Source organism: Aeromicrobium stalagmiti, assembly GCF_013283745.1.
Lineage (GTDB): Bacteria > Actinomycetota > Actinomycetes > Propionibacteriales > Nocardioidaceae > Aeromicrobium > Aeromicrobium stalagmiti.
Genome location: NZ_JABSTZ010000001.1, coordinates 101889 through 118109, shown reverse-complemented (window position 1 = coordinate 118109; position 16221 = coordinate 101889). Strand labels below are relative to the sequence as shown.

Here is a 16221-nt window from a genome sequence, read left to right as displayed (position 1 = left end):
TTGCCTCTCAAGGGTACAGTTGCGACACCGTGACCGATCCCCTCCCTCATCGGGACAGTCCTTCCGGAGCCCGTCGATGACCGAATGGCTGCTCCTGGCCACCTCGTTGCTCCTCATGCTGGCCTGCGGTGTCTTCGTCGCCGCGGAGTTCTCCTTCGTCACCGTCGACCGCGCCACGATCGAGCGCGACGCCGAGGCCGGCGACCGAGGCGCCCAGGGCACGCTCGTCGCCCTGCGATCGCTGTCGACCCAGCTCAGCGGCGCCCAGCTGGGCATCACGATCACCAACCTGGCGATCGGCTACCTCGCCGAGCCGGCGATCGGCAAGCTGCTGCACGACCCGCTGGAGTCGCTCGGCCTCGAGGGCGGGGCGCTCAAGGGGGTCTCCTACGCCGTCGCGCTCGTGCTGAGCACCGTCGTGACGATGCTCGTCGGCGAGCTGGTCCCCAAGAACTTCGCCTTGGCGCTCCCGCAGCGCACCGCGGCACTCACCCAGCTGCCGCAGCGCATCTTCACCAAGGCCATGGCCTGGCCGATCCGGCTCCTCAACGGCATGGCCAACGGCATCCTGCGGGCGCTCGGGGTCGAGCCGCAGGAGGAGCTCCGGTCGGCCCGCTCGCCCGTCGAGCTGCGGTCGCTGGTGCTCCGCTCCGCCGTCGAGGGGGCGATCGACGACGAGACCGCCGACCTGGTGGCCCGCAGCATCGCGTTCGGCGACCGCACGGCCGCCGACGTCCGTACGCCGCGCGTCCGGGTGCACTTCCTCGAGGGGCGCGACACGGCCCACGACGTCATCGAGGCGGCCCGGCAGACGGGTCACTCGCGGTTCCCGGTCATCGGCCGGAGCCCCGACGACATCCTCGGCATCGTCCACGTCAAGCAGGCCGTCGGCGTCGAGGTCGACCGTCGCCGCAACGTTCGCCTCGTCGACATCATGGATCCGGCGACGACGGTCCCCGACAGCATCGAGCTCGACCCGCTGCTGTCGGTGCTGCGCGAGCAGGGCATGCAGATGGCGGTCGTGATCGACGAGTACGGCGGCACCGACGGGGTCGTCACGCTGGAGGACCTCGTCGAGGAGATCGTGGGCGACATCGCCGACGAGCACGACCGGCTCTCGTCCCGCAGCCGGCACCGCCGCGACGGCACGTGGTCGCTCTCGGGCCTCCTGCGACCCGACGAGGTCGAGGAGCAGACGGGCGTCGCGCTGCCGGAGGGCGAGGACTACGAGACCATCGCCGGGCTCATCCACGAGCAGCTCGGTCGCATCGGCGTCCGCGGCGACGTCGTGAGCCTGAGCCTCGACCGCACGCCTGATTGGGGGCACCGCCCGCTGGCGGGGGACGACGAGGACGATCCGGAGCCGCTGCTCGTCACCCTGACGATCGAGCGGATGGAGGGACGCCGCATCGACCGCGTCTCGCTGACCGTCGACGACGAGGGGAGCAGCGCCCATGTCTGACTGGGGAGGCGTCGCGCTGACGTTCGTGCTGCTCGCGCTCAACGCCCTGTTCGTCGCGGCAGAGTTCGCGCTGATCTCCGCACGGCGGACGCAGCTGGAGCCGCGGATCGCGGCGGGTTCGCGTCCGGCCCGGATGGCGATGCGCGCGATCGAGAACATCACGCAGGTCATGGCGGCGGCGCAGCTGGGCATCACGATCTGCTCGCTGGGTCTCGGCGCGGTCGGCGAGCCGGCGATCGCCCACCTCATGGAGCCGGTCTTCGAGGCGGCGCAGGTCCCCGAGGGCCTCGTCCACCCGATCTCGTTCGTCATCGCGATGACGTTGGTCGTCGGTGCCCACGTCGTCCTCGGTGAGATGGTGCCCAAGAACCTCGCACTGGTCGGGCCCGACCGGGCCGCGCTGGTGCTCGGGCCGTTCATGCTCGGCGTCGTCGTCGTGCTCAAGCCGTTCGTGATCCTGCTCAACGGCGCGGCCAACATCATCGTGCGGCTGTTCAGGGTGCAGCCCGTCGACGAGGTCTCCTCGACCTACACCCACGACGAGGTCGCCGGACTGGTCGAGGAGTCGCGGCGCGAGGGCCTGCTCGACGAGGACGAGTTCAGCCTCGTCTCCGGCGCGCTCGACTTCTCCGACGGCACGGTCGACCGGGTGCTGCTGCCCCGCGACGGCCTGGTGACGATCCCGCCGAGCGCGACCCCGGTCGACGTTGAGCGCGCCTGCGCCGAGACGGGCTTCTCCCGGTTCCCCGTCGTCGACGCCGAGGGCGACATCACCGGCTACCTGCACATCAAGGACGTCCTGGAGACCGACGACGAGTCGCGTCGCGAGACGATCGCCGACAAGTGGCTGCGGCCGCTCGCCACGGTCGCCGCCGGGTCTGGCCTCTACGAGGCGCTGCGCACCATGCAGGGCCGCGGGTCGCACATGGCGCGGGTCGCCGACGCGAGTGGCACGGTGCTCGGCGTCATCATGCTGGAGGACGTCCTGGAGGAGCTCGTCGGCGAGATCCGTTCTGCCGAGAGGGCCTGACGCCGCGAGTTCGCCCTGCCGGAGACGGTGGGTGAGAATGACTCGGTGCGCCGCATCCTGATCGTCATCTCCGGACTGCTCGCCCTGCTGGTCCTCGGGGTGGCGGTGTTCTCGTTCGTCACGGTCCGCAAGTCGTTCCCCGACACGACGGGCGAGGTCGACATCACGGGCCTCCAGGGCAGCGTCGAGGTCAAGCGCGACGGCTTGGGCATCCCGCAGATCTACGCCGACACCCCCGAGGACCTGTTCCTCGCCCAGGGCTACGTGCACGCGCAGGACCGCTTCTACGAGATGGACTTCCGCCGCCACGTGACGTCCGGCCGTCTGGCCGAGCTCGTCGGCGACGCCGCGCTCGACACCGACAAGTACGTCCGCACGCTCGGCTGGCGTCGTGTGGCCGAGAAGGAGCTGGCCCTCCTCGACGACACGACCCTGGGCCTGCTCAACGCGTACGCACGCGGCGTCAACTCCTACATCGACCGTCGCTCGGGGTCCGAGCTGTCGCTCGAGTACGCCGTGCTGGGCCTGACCGGGCCGAGCTACACGCCCGAGCCGTGGACCGCGGCCGACTCCCTGGCCTGGATCAAGGCGATGGCGTGGGACCTGCGCAGCAACATGAGCGACGAGATCTCCCGCGTGCTGTCGACCGAGAAGCTGACGGTGCCCGAGGTCGAGCAGCTCTATCCCGACTACCCGAAGGACCACCACACGATCGTGGGGGACGAGGGCACCGTGGCCGACGGCCGCTACGTCGCCCAGGCGCCGCCGACCGCCACAGGTCTGGCCCGGTCCGCGGTGGCCTCGCTGAAGAAGGCCAGGTCGGGCGCCGAGGCGCTGCCGGCGCTGCTCGGCACCGGCGACGGCATCGGCTCCAACTCATGGGTCGTCGACGGCGACCACACGACGACCGGCAAGCCCATCCTCGCGAACGACCCGCACCTCGCGCCGTCCATGCCCGGGATCTGGTACCAGGTCGGCCTGCACTGCCGCACCGTCAGCGAGGCGTGCCCGTATGACGTCGCCGGCTTCTCGTTCTCGGGGCTCCCGGGCGTCGTGGTCGGCCACAACCGGAAGATCGCGTGGGGCGTGACGACCATGTATGCCGACGTCGCCGACCTCTACCTGGAGAAGGTCACGGGCAGCACCTACGAGTACGCCGGCAAGCAGGTGCCGCTGGAGACCCGCAAGGAGACGTTCGAGGTCGCCGGTGGCGAGTCCGAGACCATCACGGTGCGGTCGACCCGCCACGGTCCCATCCTGTCCGACCTCGACGACGACCTCGCCGACGTCGGCACGAGCGAGCAGAAGACGGTCGAGGAGGGCTCCTACGAGGTCGCCCTGCAGTGGACCGCGCTCAAGCCCGAGCCGACGATCAAGGCTGTCTTCGCACTCGGCCGGGCGCAGGACTGGGACGACTTCCGGGCCGCCGCGAAGCTGTTCACGGTGCCGTCGCAGAACCTGGTCTACGCCGACGTCGACGGCAACATCGGCTACCAGTCGCCCGGCACGATCCCGATCCGCAAGAAGGGCGACGGGCGCTGGCCGGTCCCGGGCTGGGACCCGTCCTACGGGTGGAAGGGATCGGTGCCGTTCGACGCCCTGCCGACGGTCTACAACCCCGACGAGGGCTTCATCGTCACGGCCAACAACAAGGTCATCGGCGACCAGTACCCGGTGCTCCTGGGGGCCGACACCGCCGAGGGCTATCGCTCCGAGCGCATCCGTGACCTCATCGAGGCGGGCACCGCCGCGTCCGGCCAGGGCCTCGGCGTCGCCGACATGGCGCGCATCCAGAACGACACCTACAGCGCCGTCGCCGCACGCCTCGTCCCGGAGCTGCTGGACGTCGAGCTGGGCAGCCGCTACTACCGCCAGGGCCAGGCGACGCTCAGGAGCTGGGACTACGACCAGGACGCCGACTCGCCGGGCGCCGCCTACTTCAACGCCGTGTGGCGCAACCTGCTCAGGCTGACGTTCCACGACGAGCTGCCCGAGTCGGAGTGGCCCGACGGCGGCGAGCGGTGGTTCAGCGTGGTGAGCTCGATCCTCGACCGTCCCGGCAACCACTGGTGGGACGACGTCACGACGTCCAGCACCCGCGAGACCCGCGACCAGGTGCTCGCCCAGGCGATGGAGGACGCTCGTGACGAGCTCACGATGATCCAGTCCCGCAACCCGAGCCAGTGGCGGTGGGGCACGATGCACAAGCTCGAGCTCGTCAACCCGACGCTCGGCGACTCCGGCATCGGCCTGGTCGACCGGCTGTTCAACCGCGGGCCCTACCCGGTCAGCGGCGGCAGCGGCATCGTCGACGCGACGAGCTGGGACGCCACCGAGGGCTACGAGGTCACGGCGGTGCCGTCGATGCGGATGATCGTCGACCTGGGAGACTTCGATCGTTCACGCTGGATCCAGCTGACCGGCAGCTCCGGGCACGCGTTCCACGACCACTACGTCGACCAGCAGGGCCTGTGGGCCCAGGGCAAGACCCTGCCGTGGGCGTTCAGCGCCAAGGACGTCGAGGCTGCGACCGAGGACACGCTGACCCTGGAGCCCAGCGGAACGGACTGAGCCGGTCCGCTGCGGGCTACGGCACGCGGAACAGGCCGGACGGCGTCACGGCCATCTGCACCGGAACGTCGTGCGGCTCGTGCGGCACCTCGGGCAGCAGCTCGTGGGTGAACACGACGGCGCACAGCGGTGCGGTGACGTCGGCGAGGGCGCGGTCGTAGTAGCCCGCCCCGCGACCCAGGCGGTGCCCGGCGTGGTCGACGGCGAGCGCCGGCAGAAGGACGGCGGAGCACGTCTGCAGGGCCGAGGCGCCGAGGCGAGGGCCGTCGGGCTCCCGGATGCCGAGCGCGGACGTGCTGAGCGGGGCGTCGGGGTCGTGCACGACCCAGTCGAGCGTGTGGTCGGCGAGCGAGATCGGCACGACGACCTCGGTGCCCCGCGCGTGCAGCGCTGCGATGGTCGGCTCGGTGCCTGGTTCGGAGGCCATCGAGAGGTAGCAGGCGACGCGACGGGCGCGCGCGACGAGCGGGATCGCGAGCGCGTGGAGGGCGATCGCCTCGGCCGCCTCGGCACGCTCGACGGACGTCATCGACCGCCTCCGCCCGATCAGGTCGGCGCGCACCTGTGCCTTCGTCACGCGGCTGACGCTAACCTATGGGCGCCGGAAGACCGGGCGTCGGAACACCGGCGACGGAACCAGGGAGGCTTCGTGAGCGGACTCGAGCAGGCACGACAGCGGATGACGGACGCAGGTGTGCCGCAGCGCGCGATCGACGTGTTCGCGTCGTTCTACGAGCAGCTCGAGCAGGGTGCCACGGGGATGATCGCCGAGGCCGACGTCGACCCGCTCACGGGCATCGACCATGCGGGCGCGATCGCCCTCAGCGACGAGGAGTGTCGAGCCGCGGCCGCGGTCACGGCGGTCATCAAGCTCAACGGCGGCCTCGGCACGTCGATGGGTCTCGACCGGGCCAAGACGCTGCTCCCCGTACGGCCCGACCTGACGTTCCTCGACGTCATCGCCGGTCAGGTGCGCCACGTGCGCGCCGAGCTCGGAGTGACGCTGCCGCTGCTGTTCATGAACAGCTTCCGCACGCGCGACGACACGTTGGCCGCGCTGGCGAAGTACGACGACCTCGAGGTCGAGGGCCTGCCCCTGGACTTCCTGCAGAACCGCGAGCCCAAGCTGCGCGCCGACGACCTCACGCCGGTCGACTGGCCCGACGACCCGTCGCTGGAGTGGTGCCCGCCGGGCCACGGCGACCTCTACACGGCGCTCGAGGTGTCGGGCATCCTCGACGCACTCCTGGCCGCCGGCTACCGCTACGCCACGGTCTCCAACGCCGACAACCTCGGTGCCGCGCCCGACCCGCAGATGATGGGCTGGTTCGCCGCGTCCGGTGCCCCCTACGCCGCCGAGGTGTGCCGCCGCACGCCGGCCGACGTCAAGGGCGGCCACATCGTCGTCCGCCGGAGCGACGGTCGGCTGGTGCTGCGCGAGACGGCCCAGACGCTCGACGAGGACGCCGCAGCGGCCGCCGACCCGCAGAAGCACCTGTACTTCCACACCAACAACCTGTGGTTCGACCTGCAGGTCATGAAGGCGACCCTCGAGGCGCGCGACGGCATCCTCGGGCTGCCCCTCATCCGCAACGCCAAGACGGTCGACCCGACCGACCCCACGTCGACCCCGGTCGTGCAGATCGAGTCGGCGATGGGTGCCGCGGTCGAGGTCTTCGACGGCGCGACGGCGATCGAGGTCGACCGCTCCCGCTTCCTGCCGGTCAAGACGACCAACGACCTGCTGCTCCTGCGGTCGGACGTCTATGGCGTCGGCGACGACTTCCGGGTGCGGGCCACGGTCCGCACGCCTCCGCTGGTCGACCTCGACCGCCGGTTCTACACGACCATTGCAGCCTTCGACGCGCGCATCCCGTCACCGCCGTCGCTGTCCGACGCGACCTCGCTGACCGTTCGGGGCGACTGGCGGTTCGGGCGTGGCGTCGTGGTGCGTGGCGACGTGAGCCTGGACGACACCGGCGCGGCCGAGAGCGTCGCTGCCGAGTCGCGGTTAGGCTGATCGACATGTCGACAGGAGAAACCGGCGACGGCTCGGAGCAGGACATGCTGCCGATCGATCCCCAGGCTCCCACCGACACGACTCCTCCTGCACCCGAGCGGGCGTCGTCCGCGCCGGGCACGGCAGGGGAGGAGGAGCTGACCCAGCCGGTCGCTCCGCCGTCCAAGCCCGACTTCCTGCGCCCGAAGCCGTCGACGACGTACGCCGAGGAGTACCAGCGGCCCTCGCCGCCTGCCTCCCCGGCGGAGCGCCCGGCCCAGCCCCAGACCCAGGCCGAGTCCACCCCGCCGACCCGGCCGGCCGAGTCGCCCGCCGCCCCGAGCCCGTCGACGCCGCCGGCCCGTCCCCGACCGTCGAGCGTCCGTGAGGGCCTGCTGACGGTCGAGGACCACCTCGAGCGCATCCTGCGGGGCATCGGCCCGCTCGCCGCCTACGACCAGCCCCTCGTCGAGTCGCTGGGGCTGCCGCTGCACGAGGCATTCGTGGCGCCGATGGACCTGCCGCTGTTCGACAACTCCTCGATGGACGGCTACGCGGTTCGCGCCGAGGACGTCGCCCTCGCCGGCCCCGACAATCCCGTCACCCTGCCCGTCGTCGGCGAGATCCAGGCCGGCTCGGCCAGGCCCTTCGCGATCAGCGCGGGCACCGCGGTCAAGATCATGACCGGTGCACCCATCCCGCGCGGCGCCGACTCGGTCGTGCCCTACGAGGACACCGACCGGGGCAACGCCCGCGTGCAGATCTTCGCGTCGACCAAGCGCGGCGACCGCATCCGACCCAAGGGTGACGACGTCTCCACGGGCGAGACCGTCCTGCCTGCGGGCACGGTGCTCGGCGCCCGTGAGATCGGCCTGCTCGCCGCGCTCGGCGCGCCGCGCGTCAAGGCCCGACCGCGCCCGCGTGTCGTCGTGATCTCGACCGGCAGCGAGCTGCGCGAGCCCGGCACCCACCTCGACTACGACTCGATCAACGACGGCAACAGCTACATGCTCGCCGCGGCGATCCGCGACGCCGGTGCCATCTGCTACCGGGTCGGCGCGGTCGACGACAACCCGCGGACCTTCCAGCGCGTCCTGTCCGAGCAGCTCGTGCGCGCCGACCTGGTCGTCACCAGCGGCGGCATCAGCAAGGGCGATCACGACGTCGTCAAGGAGACCCTGTCGGCGCTCGGCACCGTCGAGTTCAACGAGGTCGCGATGCAGCCCGGCAAGCCGCAGGGCTTCGGTCGGGTCTTCGACGAGCAGACGCCGATCATCACGCTGCCGGGCAACGCGGTGTCGGCCTACGTCTCGTTCGAGGTGTTCGTCCTGCCGGCGATCCGGCGGATGATGGGGCGCACGCCCTACCGCCGGCCGATGGTCCACGCCGTGCTCGCGTCCGACATCCGGTCCCGGCCGGGCGTGCGTCAGTACGTCCGTGGTGTCTTCGAGGTGACCCACCGCGGCGCCAAGGTCACTCCGCTCGCCGGTGCCGGTTCGCACCTCATCGGCACACTCGCCAAGGCCAACGCGCTGATCATCGTGGGCGAGGACCAGACGGCCCTCAACATGGGCGACACGGTTCGCACGCTCGTGCTCGACAGGCCGTTCTAGTGTCCGAACGGCTGACCCACGTCGACGAGTCCGGCGCCGCCCGCATGGTCGACGTGACGGCCAAGGACGTCACCGCCCGCACCGCGACGGCCCGGGGACGGGTCGAGATCAGCGTGACGGTGGTCGAGCTGCTGCGGGGCGAGGGCGTGCCGAAGGGTGATGCGCTGGCCGTGGCCCGCATCGCCGGCATCATGGCCACCAAGCGCACGCCCGACCTGATCCCCCTGTGCCACCCGCTGGCCATCGGTGGGGTCGAGGTCGATCTCGAGGTCGACGTCACGCCCGAGGGGCAGGGCGTCGTGCTGATCCGGGCCACGGTCCGCACGGCCGACCGCACCGGCGTCGAGATGGAAGCCCTGACCGCCGTCAGCGTCGCCGCGCTCACGGTGGTCGACATGGTCAAGGCCGTCGACAAGCTCGCCCGCATCACCGACATCGAGGTCGTCGCGAAGTCCGGCGGCAAGAGCGGCGACTGGCACCGATGAGCAGCTCGCCGAGGGCAGCCGTGGTCGTCGCGTCCAACCGCGCCGCGGCCGGCATCTACGAGGACGAGACGGGCCCCCTGATCGTCGAGGCCCTCACCGCCTGGGGCTTCACCGTGGGCGACGCGGTCGTCGTGGGCGACGGCGAGCCGGTCGGCGCGGCGATCGCCGCTGCCCTGGCCGACGGCGTCGCTGCGGTCGTCACGACGGGCGGCACCGGCATCAACCCCACCGACCGCACGCCGGAGGTGACCCGTCCGCTGATCGACCGCGAGCTCCCCGGTGTCGCCGAGGCGATGCGGGCCCGGGGCACGGCGGCGGGGGTGCCCACCGCGGCGCTCTCGCGCGGCCTGGCCGGCGTCGCGGGCTCTGCGGTCGTCGTCAACCTCCCGGGCTCCCGTGGGGGCGTCAAGGACGGTCTGGCGGTGCTCGCCGAGATCCTCCCGCACGCCGTCGACCAGCTGCAGGGTGGCGACCACCCGCGGAGCGCGTTATGAGGGGTGTCGGCTGAGCCCCGGCTGGCCGGTCGAGCTGCGGCACGGATCGATCGGGGTTCGACCGCTGCGACGCCGTGACGCCCGTGCCTGGGCGCGTCTGCGCACCGAGAACGCCGCGTGGCTCGGCCCGTGGGAGGCCACGCTGCCCCGAGAGGCCGGCAGCGCCGCGACGTCGTACGTTGGCATGATCGGCACGCTGCGGCGTCGGGCCCGGCTCGGGCAGACGATGCCGTTCGCGCTGACGTGGGACGGCGAGCTCGTCGGCATGCTGACCGTCAACGGCATCACGTGGGGATCGGCCCGTTGGGCCAATCTCGGCTACTGGGTGTCCCGCAGCCATGCCGGTCGCGGGATCACGCCGACGGCGGTCGCCCTGGTCTGCGACCACCTGCTGAGCACGGTCGGGCTGCACCGCGTCGAGATCTCGATCCGTCCCGAGAACGCCGCGAGCCTGCGGGTCGTGGAGAAGCTCGGCTTCTTCGAGGTCGGTCTCGCCCGGCGCTACCTCCACATCGCGGGGGAGTGGCGTGACCACCGGGTGTTCGAGATCCTCGCCGAGGACGTTCCGGGCGGGCTGCTCGCGCGGCTGCGTCCCGCCGACCCCGGCCCCGGCTCCGCCTGATCGCAGGGCCCCGGCAGTCGAGTCCCATCCGTCACACAAGTTCTCAGGCGACACACGGTCACGGGTGCGGGGCAACGGGCCTGTGACGGCCTACCGTTTTGACCGTGGGTCCGAGCAGTGGGTTGATCATCGCATTCGTCGTCGTCGTGTGGGCGGCGTACTTCATTCCGCTTGCCCTCCGCCGCTACGACGACGCCAGCAAGACCGCCTCGGTCGAGACCTCCGGCGCTCTGGGCCGCGTCATCTCCAAGCCCGCCCCCAAGGCCGCGACCGCCTCGGTGCCGTCTCCCTCGGCCGCCGAGCCGGTCGCCGCGACAGCCGCCCCGTCCGGCGCCCCGTCGCCGGCCCGCGGCCTCGACCGTCCCGCTGCGCGACTCGCAGCACGTCGTCGTCGCCGCACGCTCCTGACGCTGATCGGACTGCTCGCCCTGGTGGGGCTGCTCGCCGTGGTCGGTGTCGTCCCGCAGCTCGTCGTCGCCGGTCCCGTCGTCCTCATCGCCGCCTGGCTCGTCGCCTGCCGGGTGCAGGTGCGCGGCGAGCTCGGCATCACTCGCAGCGCAGCGCCTGGCGCTGCGGCTGCTGTCCCGGCCAAGATCCGCTCGTCGCTCAAGATCGGCAAGATCGCCACGTCTGCCAAGGTCGGCAAGCCCGCCAAGTCCGCGAAGTCCGCGAGCAAGGTCAAGGCTCCGACCGCCGACGAGGAGCAGACGATCATCGTCTCCGGGCAGTTCGAGGACATCAACCCCGGTCGCAAGCACCAGATGGAGACCGTCGACCTCGAGGCCGACGCGCTCGACGACCAGATCGTCATCGCGGTGCCGTCGGTGTCGTCGAGCGGTGAGGCCCTCTGGGACCCGCTGCCGGTCACGCTGCCGACCTATGTCACCAAGCCTCGCGCGGGTCGCACGGTCCGCACGATCGACTTCTCGCAGCCCAACACCTGGACCTCGGGGCACATCGAGGGCGAGGACGTCGAGCTGCCGAAGCGGGTCGACGACGCGGGAGACGAACGCCGCGCAGTCGGCCACTGAGCCGCCTGATAAAGTTGCGGAGCACTCGCACGTGGAGTGCATGGGGCATTGGCGCAGTTGGTAGCGCGCTTCGTTCGCATCGAAGAGGTCAGGAGTTCGAATCTCCTATGCTCCACCCACCCACAGGCCCGACCGGATCCGGTCGGGCCTGCTGCATGCCCGGGCCGGGCCGGTCCTGCCACAGGCCGGGCACAACGTCCCCACTTGCTCGCGCGGCGTGATTCTGTCCGATCCGCGGCGCATAGTGGAGGAGACAGACGGTCTCGAGGGAGTGCCCGCCTGGGGATCGAGGTAGATGATGCGTGGACCCCACGACCATCAGTGGACCATCACGACGCTGCAGGACGACTACGTCCCCGGCATCCCGTGCTACGTGACGTCCTGCCCGTGCGGCGCGCTCAAGCCGACCGAGCAGGCCGAGGTGCCCGCCGTCGCCTGAGCCTCAGCGGCGTGTCCGCCGGGCGACGAGTCGGGTGGCTGCCAGCAGCACCAGCACGATGACGGCCCAGGGCAGGATGGTGCCGACGACCTCGACGACGGCGTTGACCGTCGCGACCAGTGCGTTCCAGCCGTCGCGCAGGCCACCGGTGAATCCGCCGGGCTCGGCCGAGTCGACCTGCCGCTCCTGCGCGAGGTCGATCGTGATCGTCGACAGCTCGACCTGTCCGGCCAGTGACCGCCGCTCTGCCTGCAGGCTCTCCAGCTGCTCCTGACGCTGGGTCAGGGCCGACTCGGCGGAGATGACGTCCTTGCTGGTGTCGGCGGCCGAGAGGATGGCCTGCAGGCGGTCCACCGAGATCTGCAGGGCGTCGATGCGGGCATCGAGATCCTTCGCCACCGACGTCACATCATCGTTCTGCAGCGAGACGTCGTCGACGGTGCCGAGCTTCTCCAGCCGTGCGATCGTGGCTGACACCTGCCCGGCGGGCACCCGTACCTGCAGCGACGCGCTCGCGTCCTCCCCAGCACCGTTCTCGGACCGGCTGTCGATCCGCCCTCCGAGGCCCTCGACGAAGGTGCTGAGCCGGGCCGCCGCGTCGCGCGGAGCGGTGACGGTGACAAGGATGGTTCCGGTGGTGATGACCTGGCGGTCCTGGTCGGTGGGCTCGGACTCGTCGAGCCGGCCGGGCGCCGCCGCGGCGTCCTCGGAGGCGACGCCCGCCCCGGAGCGTGCATCAGAGGCGCTCGAGCTGGTGCCGGCAGACTCCGACCCCGCGCCCTGCTGGATCGCAGAGACCGTGAAGCCGCCCAGGCCGACGACGAGCACGCCGGCCGCGGTGAGCCCGATCGTGGAGCGCATGCGGCGGCCGCGGCGCGAGATGTCGCGGTCGACCGCGTGCATCACACCGGCACGCATCGCGTCGATGCGGTCGTCGTCGAGCGTGGGTGTGGTCATGATGTCTCCCTCATGGATCGCAGGTCGGCCCGGAGCCGGGTGCGGAGTCGTGAGATGCGGTTGCGGACCGCGGCATGGCTGACGCCGAGCTCGCGGGCCGCCATCTCATAGGTGTGGTCGCCGGCGACGCAGAGCTCGTAGAGCCTGCGGTCCACCGGTGTGAGCGCGGCGGTGGCCTTGTCGATCTCGGCGCGCACCAGCCCTGCCTCGATCTCGTCCTCCACCGTGGGTCCCGCGGAGACGTCGGGATCGAGCTCGCGGAAGGCCGTCCTCTGGCCGCGACGACGGGCGTTGAGCGCTGTGAAGCGGGCCGTCACCAGCAACCACGGCAGCACCGACTCGTCGACGACCGTGATCGTGCGGATCTTGCTCCACGTCGTGACGAACACGTCCTGGGTGACGTCCTCCGCCTCGGCGGCGTCGCGCACGACCGCGAAGGCCTGCCAGTAGACCGGGCGGACGTGCCGGTCGTAGAGCTGCCCGAAGGCGCCGCGATCGCCTGACGCCGCGCGGTTGAGCAGCTCGCGGTCGCCGGTGGGCGGGCTGTCCTGGATGGTCGACGCACTCATGCGACGGCTCCGATCTGTGCGAGGGGCGGGGCACCCCTTGCTCACAGATGTCCGGATCGGCCCCATCGTCTCGCGATCGGCGCGATCGAGTTCAGGATCCGTGACAGCCGGACCGGACGTAGAGTGGCCGGACGACCCGGAGGTGGACATGCAGTGCGCACTGGCGACGATCGGCTCGGCTGCCGCGATCCTCGTCCTGTCGGCGTGCACGGCGACGACGACTGCGTCGGTCGGCGCAATCGAACGAGCGCGGCTCGATCCGGTGCAGATCACCAGCTCCTCCGCCTCGCCTGCCCCGCCTCGTTTTGCCAGGACGACCGTCGTCGAGACCTCGTTGGCGGGGTCGACCGCTGCCCTCGACCGGTGCGCGGGCCCCGTCGCCGTGGCGCTGGGCGACGACCGTCCGGTGCTGGTCGCCGAGCACGACTACTGCGGCGGCTCGGCCTGGATCTCGCGGCTGCGCCTCGGCGACACGGTGCAGCTCGACGGAGCCGGGGTCGAGGCCGACACCTATGTCGTCACCGAGATCGGGACGGATCGCCGCGGCGAGGCGAAGGTCAAGAACCTGCCTGCTGCCGACGTCGTGCTGCAGACCTGCATCTCGCCCGAGGACATCGTCCTGGTCGGCGTCGAGAGGCTGCAGCCGGCGTTGCGGGGCTAGGCGACCGCTGCGGATCCCGGGGGTCCGGGACTGTGGTCCCGACGATTGTTGCGGAATCGCGGCGCGGTGAAGTGCTGCGGCGCTACCGTCGTGAGAGGGAGTATCGGGGTCGTGCAGCACGATGAGGGAGTGACAGGAATGAGGGTCCTGACGAAGGTGTACCAGCGGTGGACGACGTCGGCCGATCGGGAAGAGGCTGGCATGACGATGATCGAGTATGGGCTGATATGCGCTGCCATTGCAGTGCTGGTGTCAGCTGGAGTGGTGGGTCTCGGCCCGAAGATCTTGGCGGTCTTCGGGTCGATCTGACAGTGGCGACCGGGTCGGGAGCTCGCGAGTTTCCTCCTGCCCCGAGGGAGTGTCCATAGTCCGAGAGGACTAGGAAAAAACCACCCGTAACAAAATGGGAAACCGCTCGACAAGGACTTAGGTCCCCCCTACATTTCTTGGCAGGGAGAGTCGCTCGACCGGGCGACTTAAATGTTAGAGGGAGTAACCAAGATGTCTGCTTTCACCAAGATGTTCGCCGTGATCACCGCCTTCGCCGTCACCGCCGAGTCCCGCAAGAAGGAGGACGGCGTGACCGCCATCGAGTACGCGCTCATGGCGGCCGGCATCGCCGTCCTCGTCGTCGCGGCCCTCGCCGTCCTGGGCCCGAAGATCAACGGTCTGTTCAGCGGAATCAGCCTGTAGGTCCGAGGACAACCACGCGGCGCTCTCGGGGCGCTGTGGTCACGCCGTGAATCCCCGGGTTCACGGCGTGACGTGGTTTCGGCACCCATCATGGGCACCCCACGTGGGGACAGCCGCGGAGTCGCCACTGTCGAGTTCGCGCTCATCGTCCCGTTCCTGCTGCTGCTGATCTGCGGAGTCATCGACTTCGGTGAGCGATACAAGACCGCAGCCCAGTACAACAACGCCGCCTTCGCGGCCGCCCGCTCGATGACCATCGAGAACAACGCGGCGAAGGCCAAGACCGCCGCCGTCAACGCCGGCATGCCGAGCACGTTGACCCCCGTCATCACCTACACGTCGGGCTACAGCTCGTGCTCGCAGGCCGGTGACGGCACCTTCGGCAACGTGACGGTCACGATCACCAACTCGGCCAAGGCGACGGCCACCAAGTTCTTCGGAACGACCTACTCCGTGACAGGAAAGGCGGTAGCGCGATGCAGTGGAACCTGAAGCTCCGCAAGCGCCGCGACGAGCGCGGCGTGACCGCCGTGCTCGTCGGCCTCCTGACCACGACGCTGATCGCCGCGGTCGGCATGAGCGTCGACGTCGGCAACGCCTACGTGCAGCGCCAGAAGCTGCAGACCGCGACCGACAACGCCGCGCTCGCGATCGCCCAGGACTGCGCGCTGTATCGGACGACGTGCTACTCGGCCAACGGCAATGCGCCGAAGTCGACCGCCAACTTCGTCGTGGGCCAGAACATCAGCGATGCGAGTGCCAACGTCGTGGGCACCATCGGCCCGTCGTCGACCTCGGTCACCGTGACGTCGACCAAGACGATGCCGTTCTCGTTCGCGAAGGCCATCGGGGTCGGGTCGAAGACGGCCACCGTCTCCGCCACGGCGACGTGGGACCGCGCGCCCAAGGAGGGCTATCCACTGCTGCCGATGGCGGTCGGCTACTGCCAGTACAAGGCCAACCAGTTCCCGGCCACCAACCACATCCTGATCCGTACCGACCTGCTGAGCGCGACGCTCAAGGGCCTCATCGCGACGCTCAACCTGCTCGGTCTGCCGCTCACCAACTGGTTCCCGGCCTCGACCTGCACCGGAAGCACGGGCGAGACGTTGAACATGAGCAACGGCGCGGTCTGGCTCACGGCGCTCATCGACGCACTCGACCTGTTCGACATCAGCAACATGTCGCTGTGCAACATGAAGGTCAAGATCTTCACGACGATGCTGGTCACGGCCGTCACACCGGTCATCGCGCCGACCGCCTGCGTCAACAAGCTCAAGCTCGGCACGATCGCGATGATGCCGATCTACGAGTCCTACTCGCCGCTGACGGTGCTCTCGTCGTCCATCACGCTGCGGATCGTCGGCTTCGCGCCGTTCAAGATCACCGGCTGGCAGGAGCCCGGCAACGCCAAGAACGACCCGTCGGCCACGCCGAGCTGCCTGAACATCCTGACGCTGACCTGCCAGGGCATCCAGGGCTACTTCGTGCGCTCGGTCGTGCAGGACCCCGAGCAGGTCTTCGCCTATGACAGTGCCGCCCCCGACCTCGGCGGGGTCAAGCTCGCCACCCGACTGACGAACTAGTCGTGGAGA

At 70.3% G+C, this 16221-nt stretch carries 18 protein-coding genes and 1 tRNA gene; 16 read left to right on the top strand and 3 right to left on the bottom strand.

What is annotated here, in order from left to right; genetic code table 11:
* The first annotated feature begins 76 nt into the window (after positions 1–76).
* Genes HQK15_RS00550 through HQK15_RS00540 form a run of 3 tightly spaced genes read left to right on the top strand, consistent with a single transcriptional unit; the run spans position 77 to position 5063 of the window.
* Positions 77–1462, top strand: coding sequence for a hemolysin family protein (locus tag HQK15_RS00550; RefSeq protein WP_173489498.1), 1386 nt, complete (start codon positions 77–79; stop codon positions 1460–1462).
* Entirely contained in the window at positions 1455–2492 is a 1038-nt protein-coding gene (locus tag HQK15_RS00545; protein WP_173489497.1) for a hemolysin family protein, read from the top strand. The genes HQK15_RS00550 and HQK15_RS00545 overlap by 8 nt, the downstream gene beginning before the upstream one ends.
* Before the next feature lie 45 nt (positions 2493–2537).
* Entirely contained in the window at positions 2538–5063 is a 2526-nt protein-coding gene (locus HQK15_RS00540) for a penicillin acylase family protein (protein WP_173489496.1), read from the top strand.
* Between the two features lie 16 nt (positions 5064–5079).
* On the opposite strand, the gene HQK15_RS00535 is transcribed toward HQK15_RS00540, so the two are convergent.
* Positions 5080–5640: a 5-formyltetrahydrofolate cyclo-ligase gene (locus tag HQK15_RS00535; protein ID WP_217361307.1), complete on the bottom strand. Its 561-nt coding sequence runs from the start codon at positions 5638–5640 to the stop codon at positions 5080–5082.
* 102 nt (positions 5641–5742) lie between these two features.
* Here HQK15_RS00535 and HQK15_RS00530 point away from each other — a divergent pair, with 102 nt between their 5' ends.
* From HQK15_RS00530 to HQK15_RS00495, 8 genes are all read left to right on the top strand, one after another.
* Positions 5743–7083, top strand: a complete 1341-nt coding sequence (locus HQK15_RS00530) for a UTP--glucose-1-phosphate uridylyltransferase (RefSeq protein WP_173491019.1) — start codon at positions 5743–5745, stop codon at positions 7081–7083.
* Between the two features lie 5 nt (positions 7084–7088).
* Positions 7089–8675, top strand: a complete 1587-nt coding sequence (gene glp, locus HQK15_RS00525; protein WP_367649007.1) for a molybdotransferase-like divisome protein Glp — start codon at positions 7089–7091, stop codon at positions 8673–8675.
* Positions 8675–9160 (top strand): cyclic pyranopterin monophosphate synthase MoaC, encoded by a 486-nt coding sequence (gene moaC / locus HQK15_RS00520; RefSeq protein ID WP_367649006.1) that lies wholly within the window; start codon positions 8675–8677, stop codon positions 9158–9160. The genes glp and moaC overlap by 1 nt, the downstream gene beginning before the upstream one ends.
* Positions 9157–9654 carry a MogA/MoaB family molybdenum cofactor biosynthesis protein gene (locus HQK15_RS00515; RefSeq protein ID WP_173489495.1) on the top strand — a complete coding sequence of 166 codons (498 nt, stop codon included), beginning with the start codon at positions 9157–9159 and terminating at the stop codon, positions 9652–9654. The genes moaC and HQK15_RS00515 overlap by 4 nt, the downstream gene beginning before the upstream one ends.
* Entirely contained in the window at positions 9626–10276 is a 651-nt protein-coding gene (locus tag HQK15_RS00510; protein WP_367649005.1) for a GNAT family N-acetyltransferase, read from the top strand. The genes HQK15_RS00515 and HQK15_RS00510 overlap by 29 nt, the downstream gene beginning before the upstream one ends.
* A 104-nt stretch (positions 10277–10380) precedes the next feature.
* A complete protein-coding gene (gene sepX, locus HQK15_RS00505; protein WP_173489494.1) occupies positions 10381–11307 on the top strand; it encodes a divisome protein SepX/GlpR in 927 nt (308 codons plus the stop codon).
* A 42-nt stretch (positions 11308–11349) separates the two neighbouring features.
* Positions 11350–11422, top strand: a tRNA-Ala gene (locus HQK15_RS00500).
* A gap of 180 nt (positions 11423–11602) precedes the next feature.
* Positions 11603–11746: a hypothetical protein gene (locus HQK15_RS00495; protein ID WP_173489493.1), complete on the top strand. Its 144-nt coding sequence runs from the start codon at positions 11603–11605 to the stop codon at positions 11744–11746.
* 3 nt (positions 11747–11749) lie between these two features.
* Here the strand turns inward: HQK15_RS00495 and HQK15_RS00490 are convergent, their stop codons facing one another.
* Both HQK15_RS00490 and HQK15_RS00485 read right to left on the bottom strand, forming a co-directional pair.
* Positions 11750–12703 (bottom strand): DUF4349 domain-containing protein, encoded by a 954-nt coding sequence (locus HQK15_RS00490; RefSeq protein ID WP_173489492.1) that lies wholly within the window; start codon positions 12701–12703, stop codon positions 11750–11752.
* Positions 12700–13272: an RNA polymerase sigma factor gene (locus tag HQK15_RS00485; protein WP_173489491.1), complete on the bottom strand. Its 573-nt coding sequence runs from the start codon at positions 13270–13272 to the stop codon at positions 12700–12702. Before HQK15_RS00485 ends, HQK15_RS00490 begins: the two co-directional genes overlap by 4 nt.
* A gap of 148 nt (positions 13273–13420) precedes the next feature.
* Between HQK15_RS00485 and HQK15_RS00480 the strand changes: the two genes are divergently transcribed.
* From HQK15_RS00480 to HQK15_RS00460, 5 genes are all read left to right on the top strand, one after another.
* Positions 13421–13933, top strand: a complete 513-nt coding sequence (locus tag HQK15_RS00480) for a hypothetical protein (RefSeq protein ID WP_173489490.1) — start codon at positions 13421–13423, stop codon at positions 13931–13933.
* A gap of 138 nt (positions 13934–14071) precedes the next feature.
* Entirely contained in the window at positions 14072–14242 is a 171-nt protein-coding gene (locus tag HQK15_RS18930; RefSeq protein WP_173491015.1) for a Flp family type IVb pilin, read from the top strand.
* Positions 14243–14434: 192 nt separating this feature from the next.
* A complete protein-coding gene (locus HQK15_RS00470) occupies positions 14435–14626 on the top strand; it encodes a Flp family type IVb pilin (RefSeq protein WP_217361305.1) in 192 nt (63 codons plus the stop codon).
* A gap of 90 nt (positions 14627–14716) precedes the next feature.
* A complete protein-coding gene (locus tag HQK15_RS00465) occupies positions 14717–15118 on the top strand; it encodes a TadE/TadG family type IV pilus assembly protein (protein WP_173489489.1) in 402 nt (133 codons plus the stop codon).
* Entirely contained in the window at positions 15103–16212 is a 1110-nt protein-coding gene (locus tag HQK15_RS00460) for a TadE/TadG family type IV pilus assembly protein (RefSeq protein WP_173489488.1), read from the top strand. Before HQK15_RS00465 ends, HQK15_RS00460 begins: the two co-directional genes overlap by 16 nt.
* Positions 16213–16221: the final 9 nt, after the last annotated feature.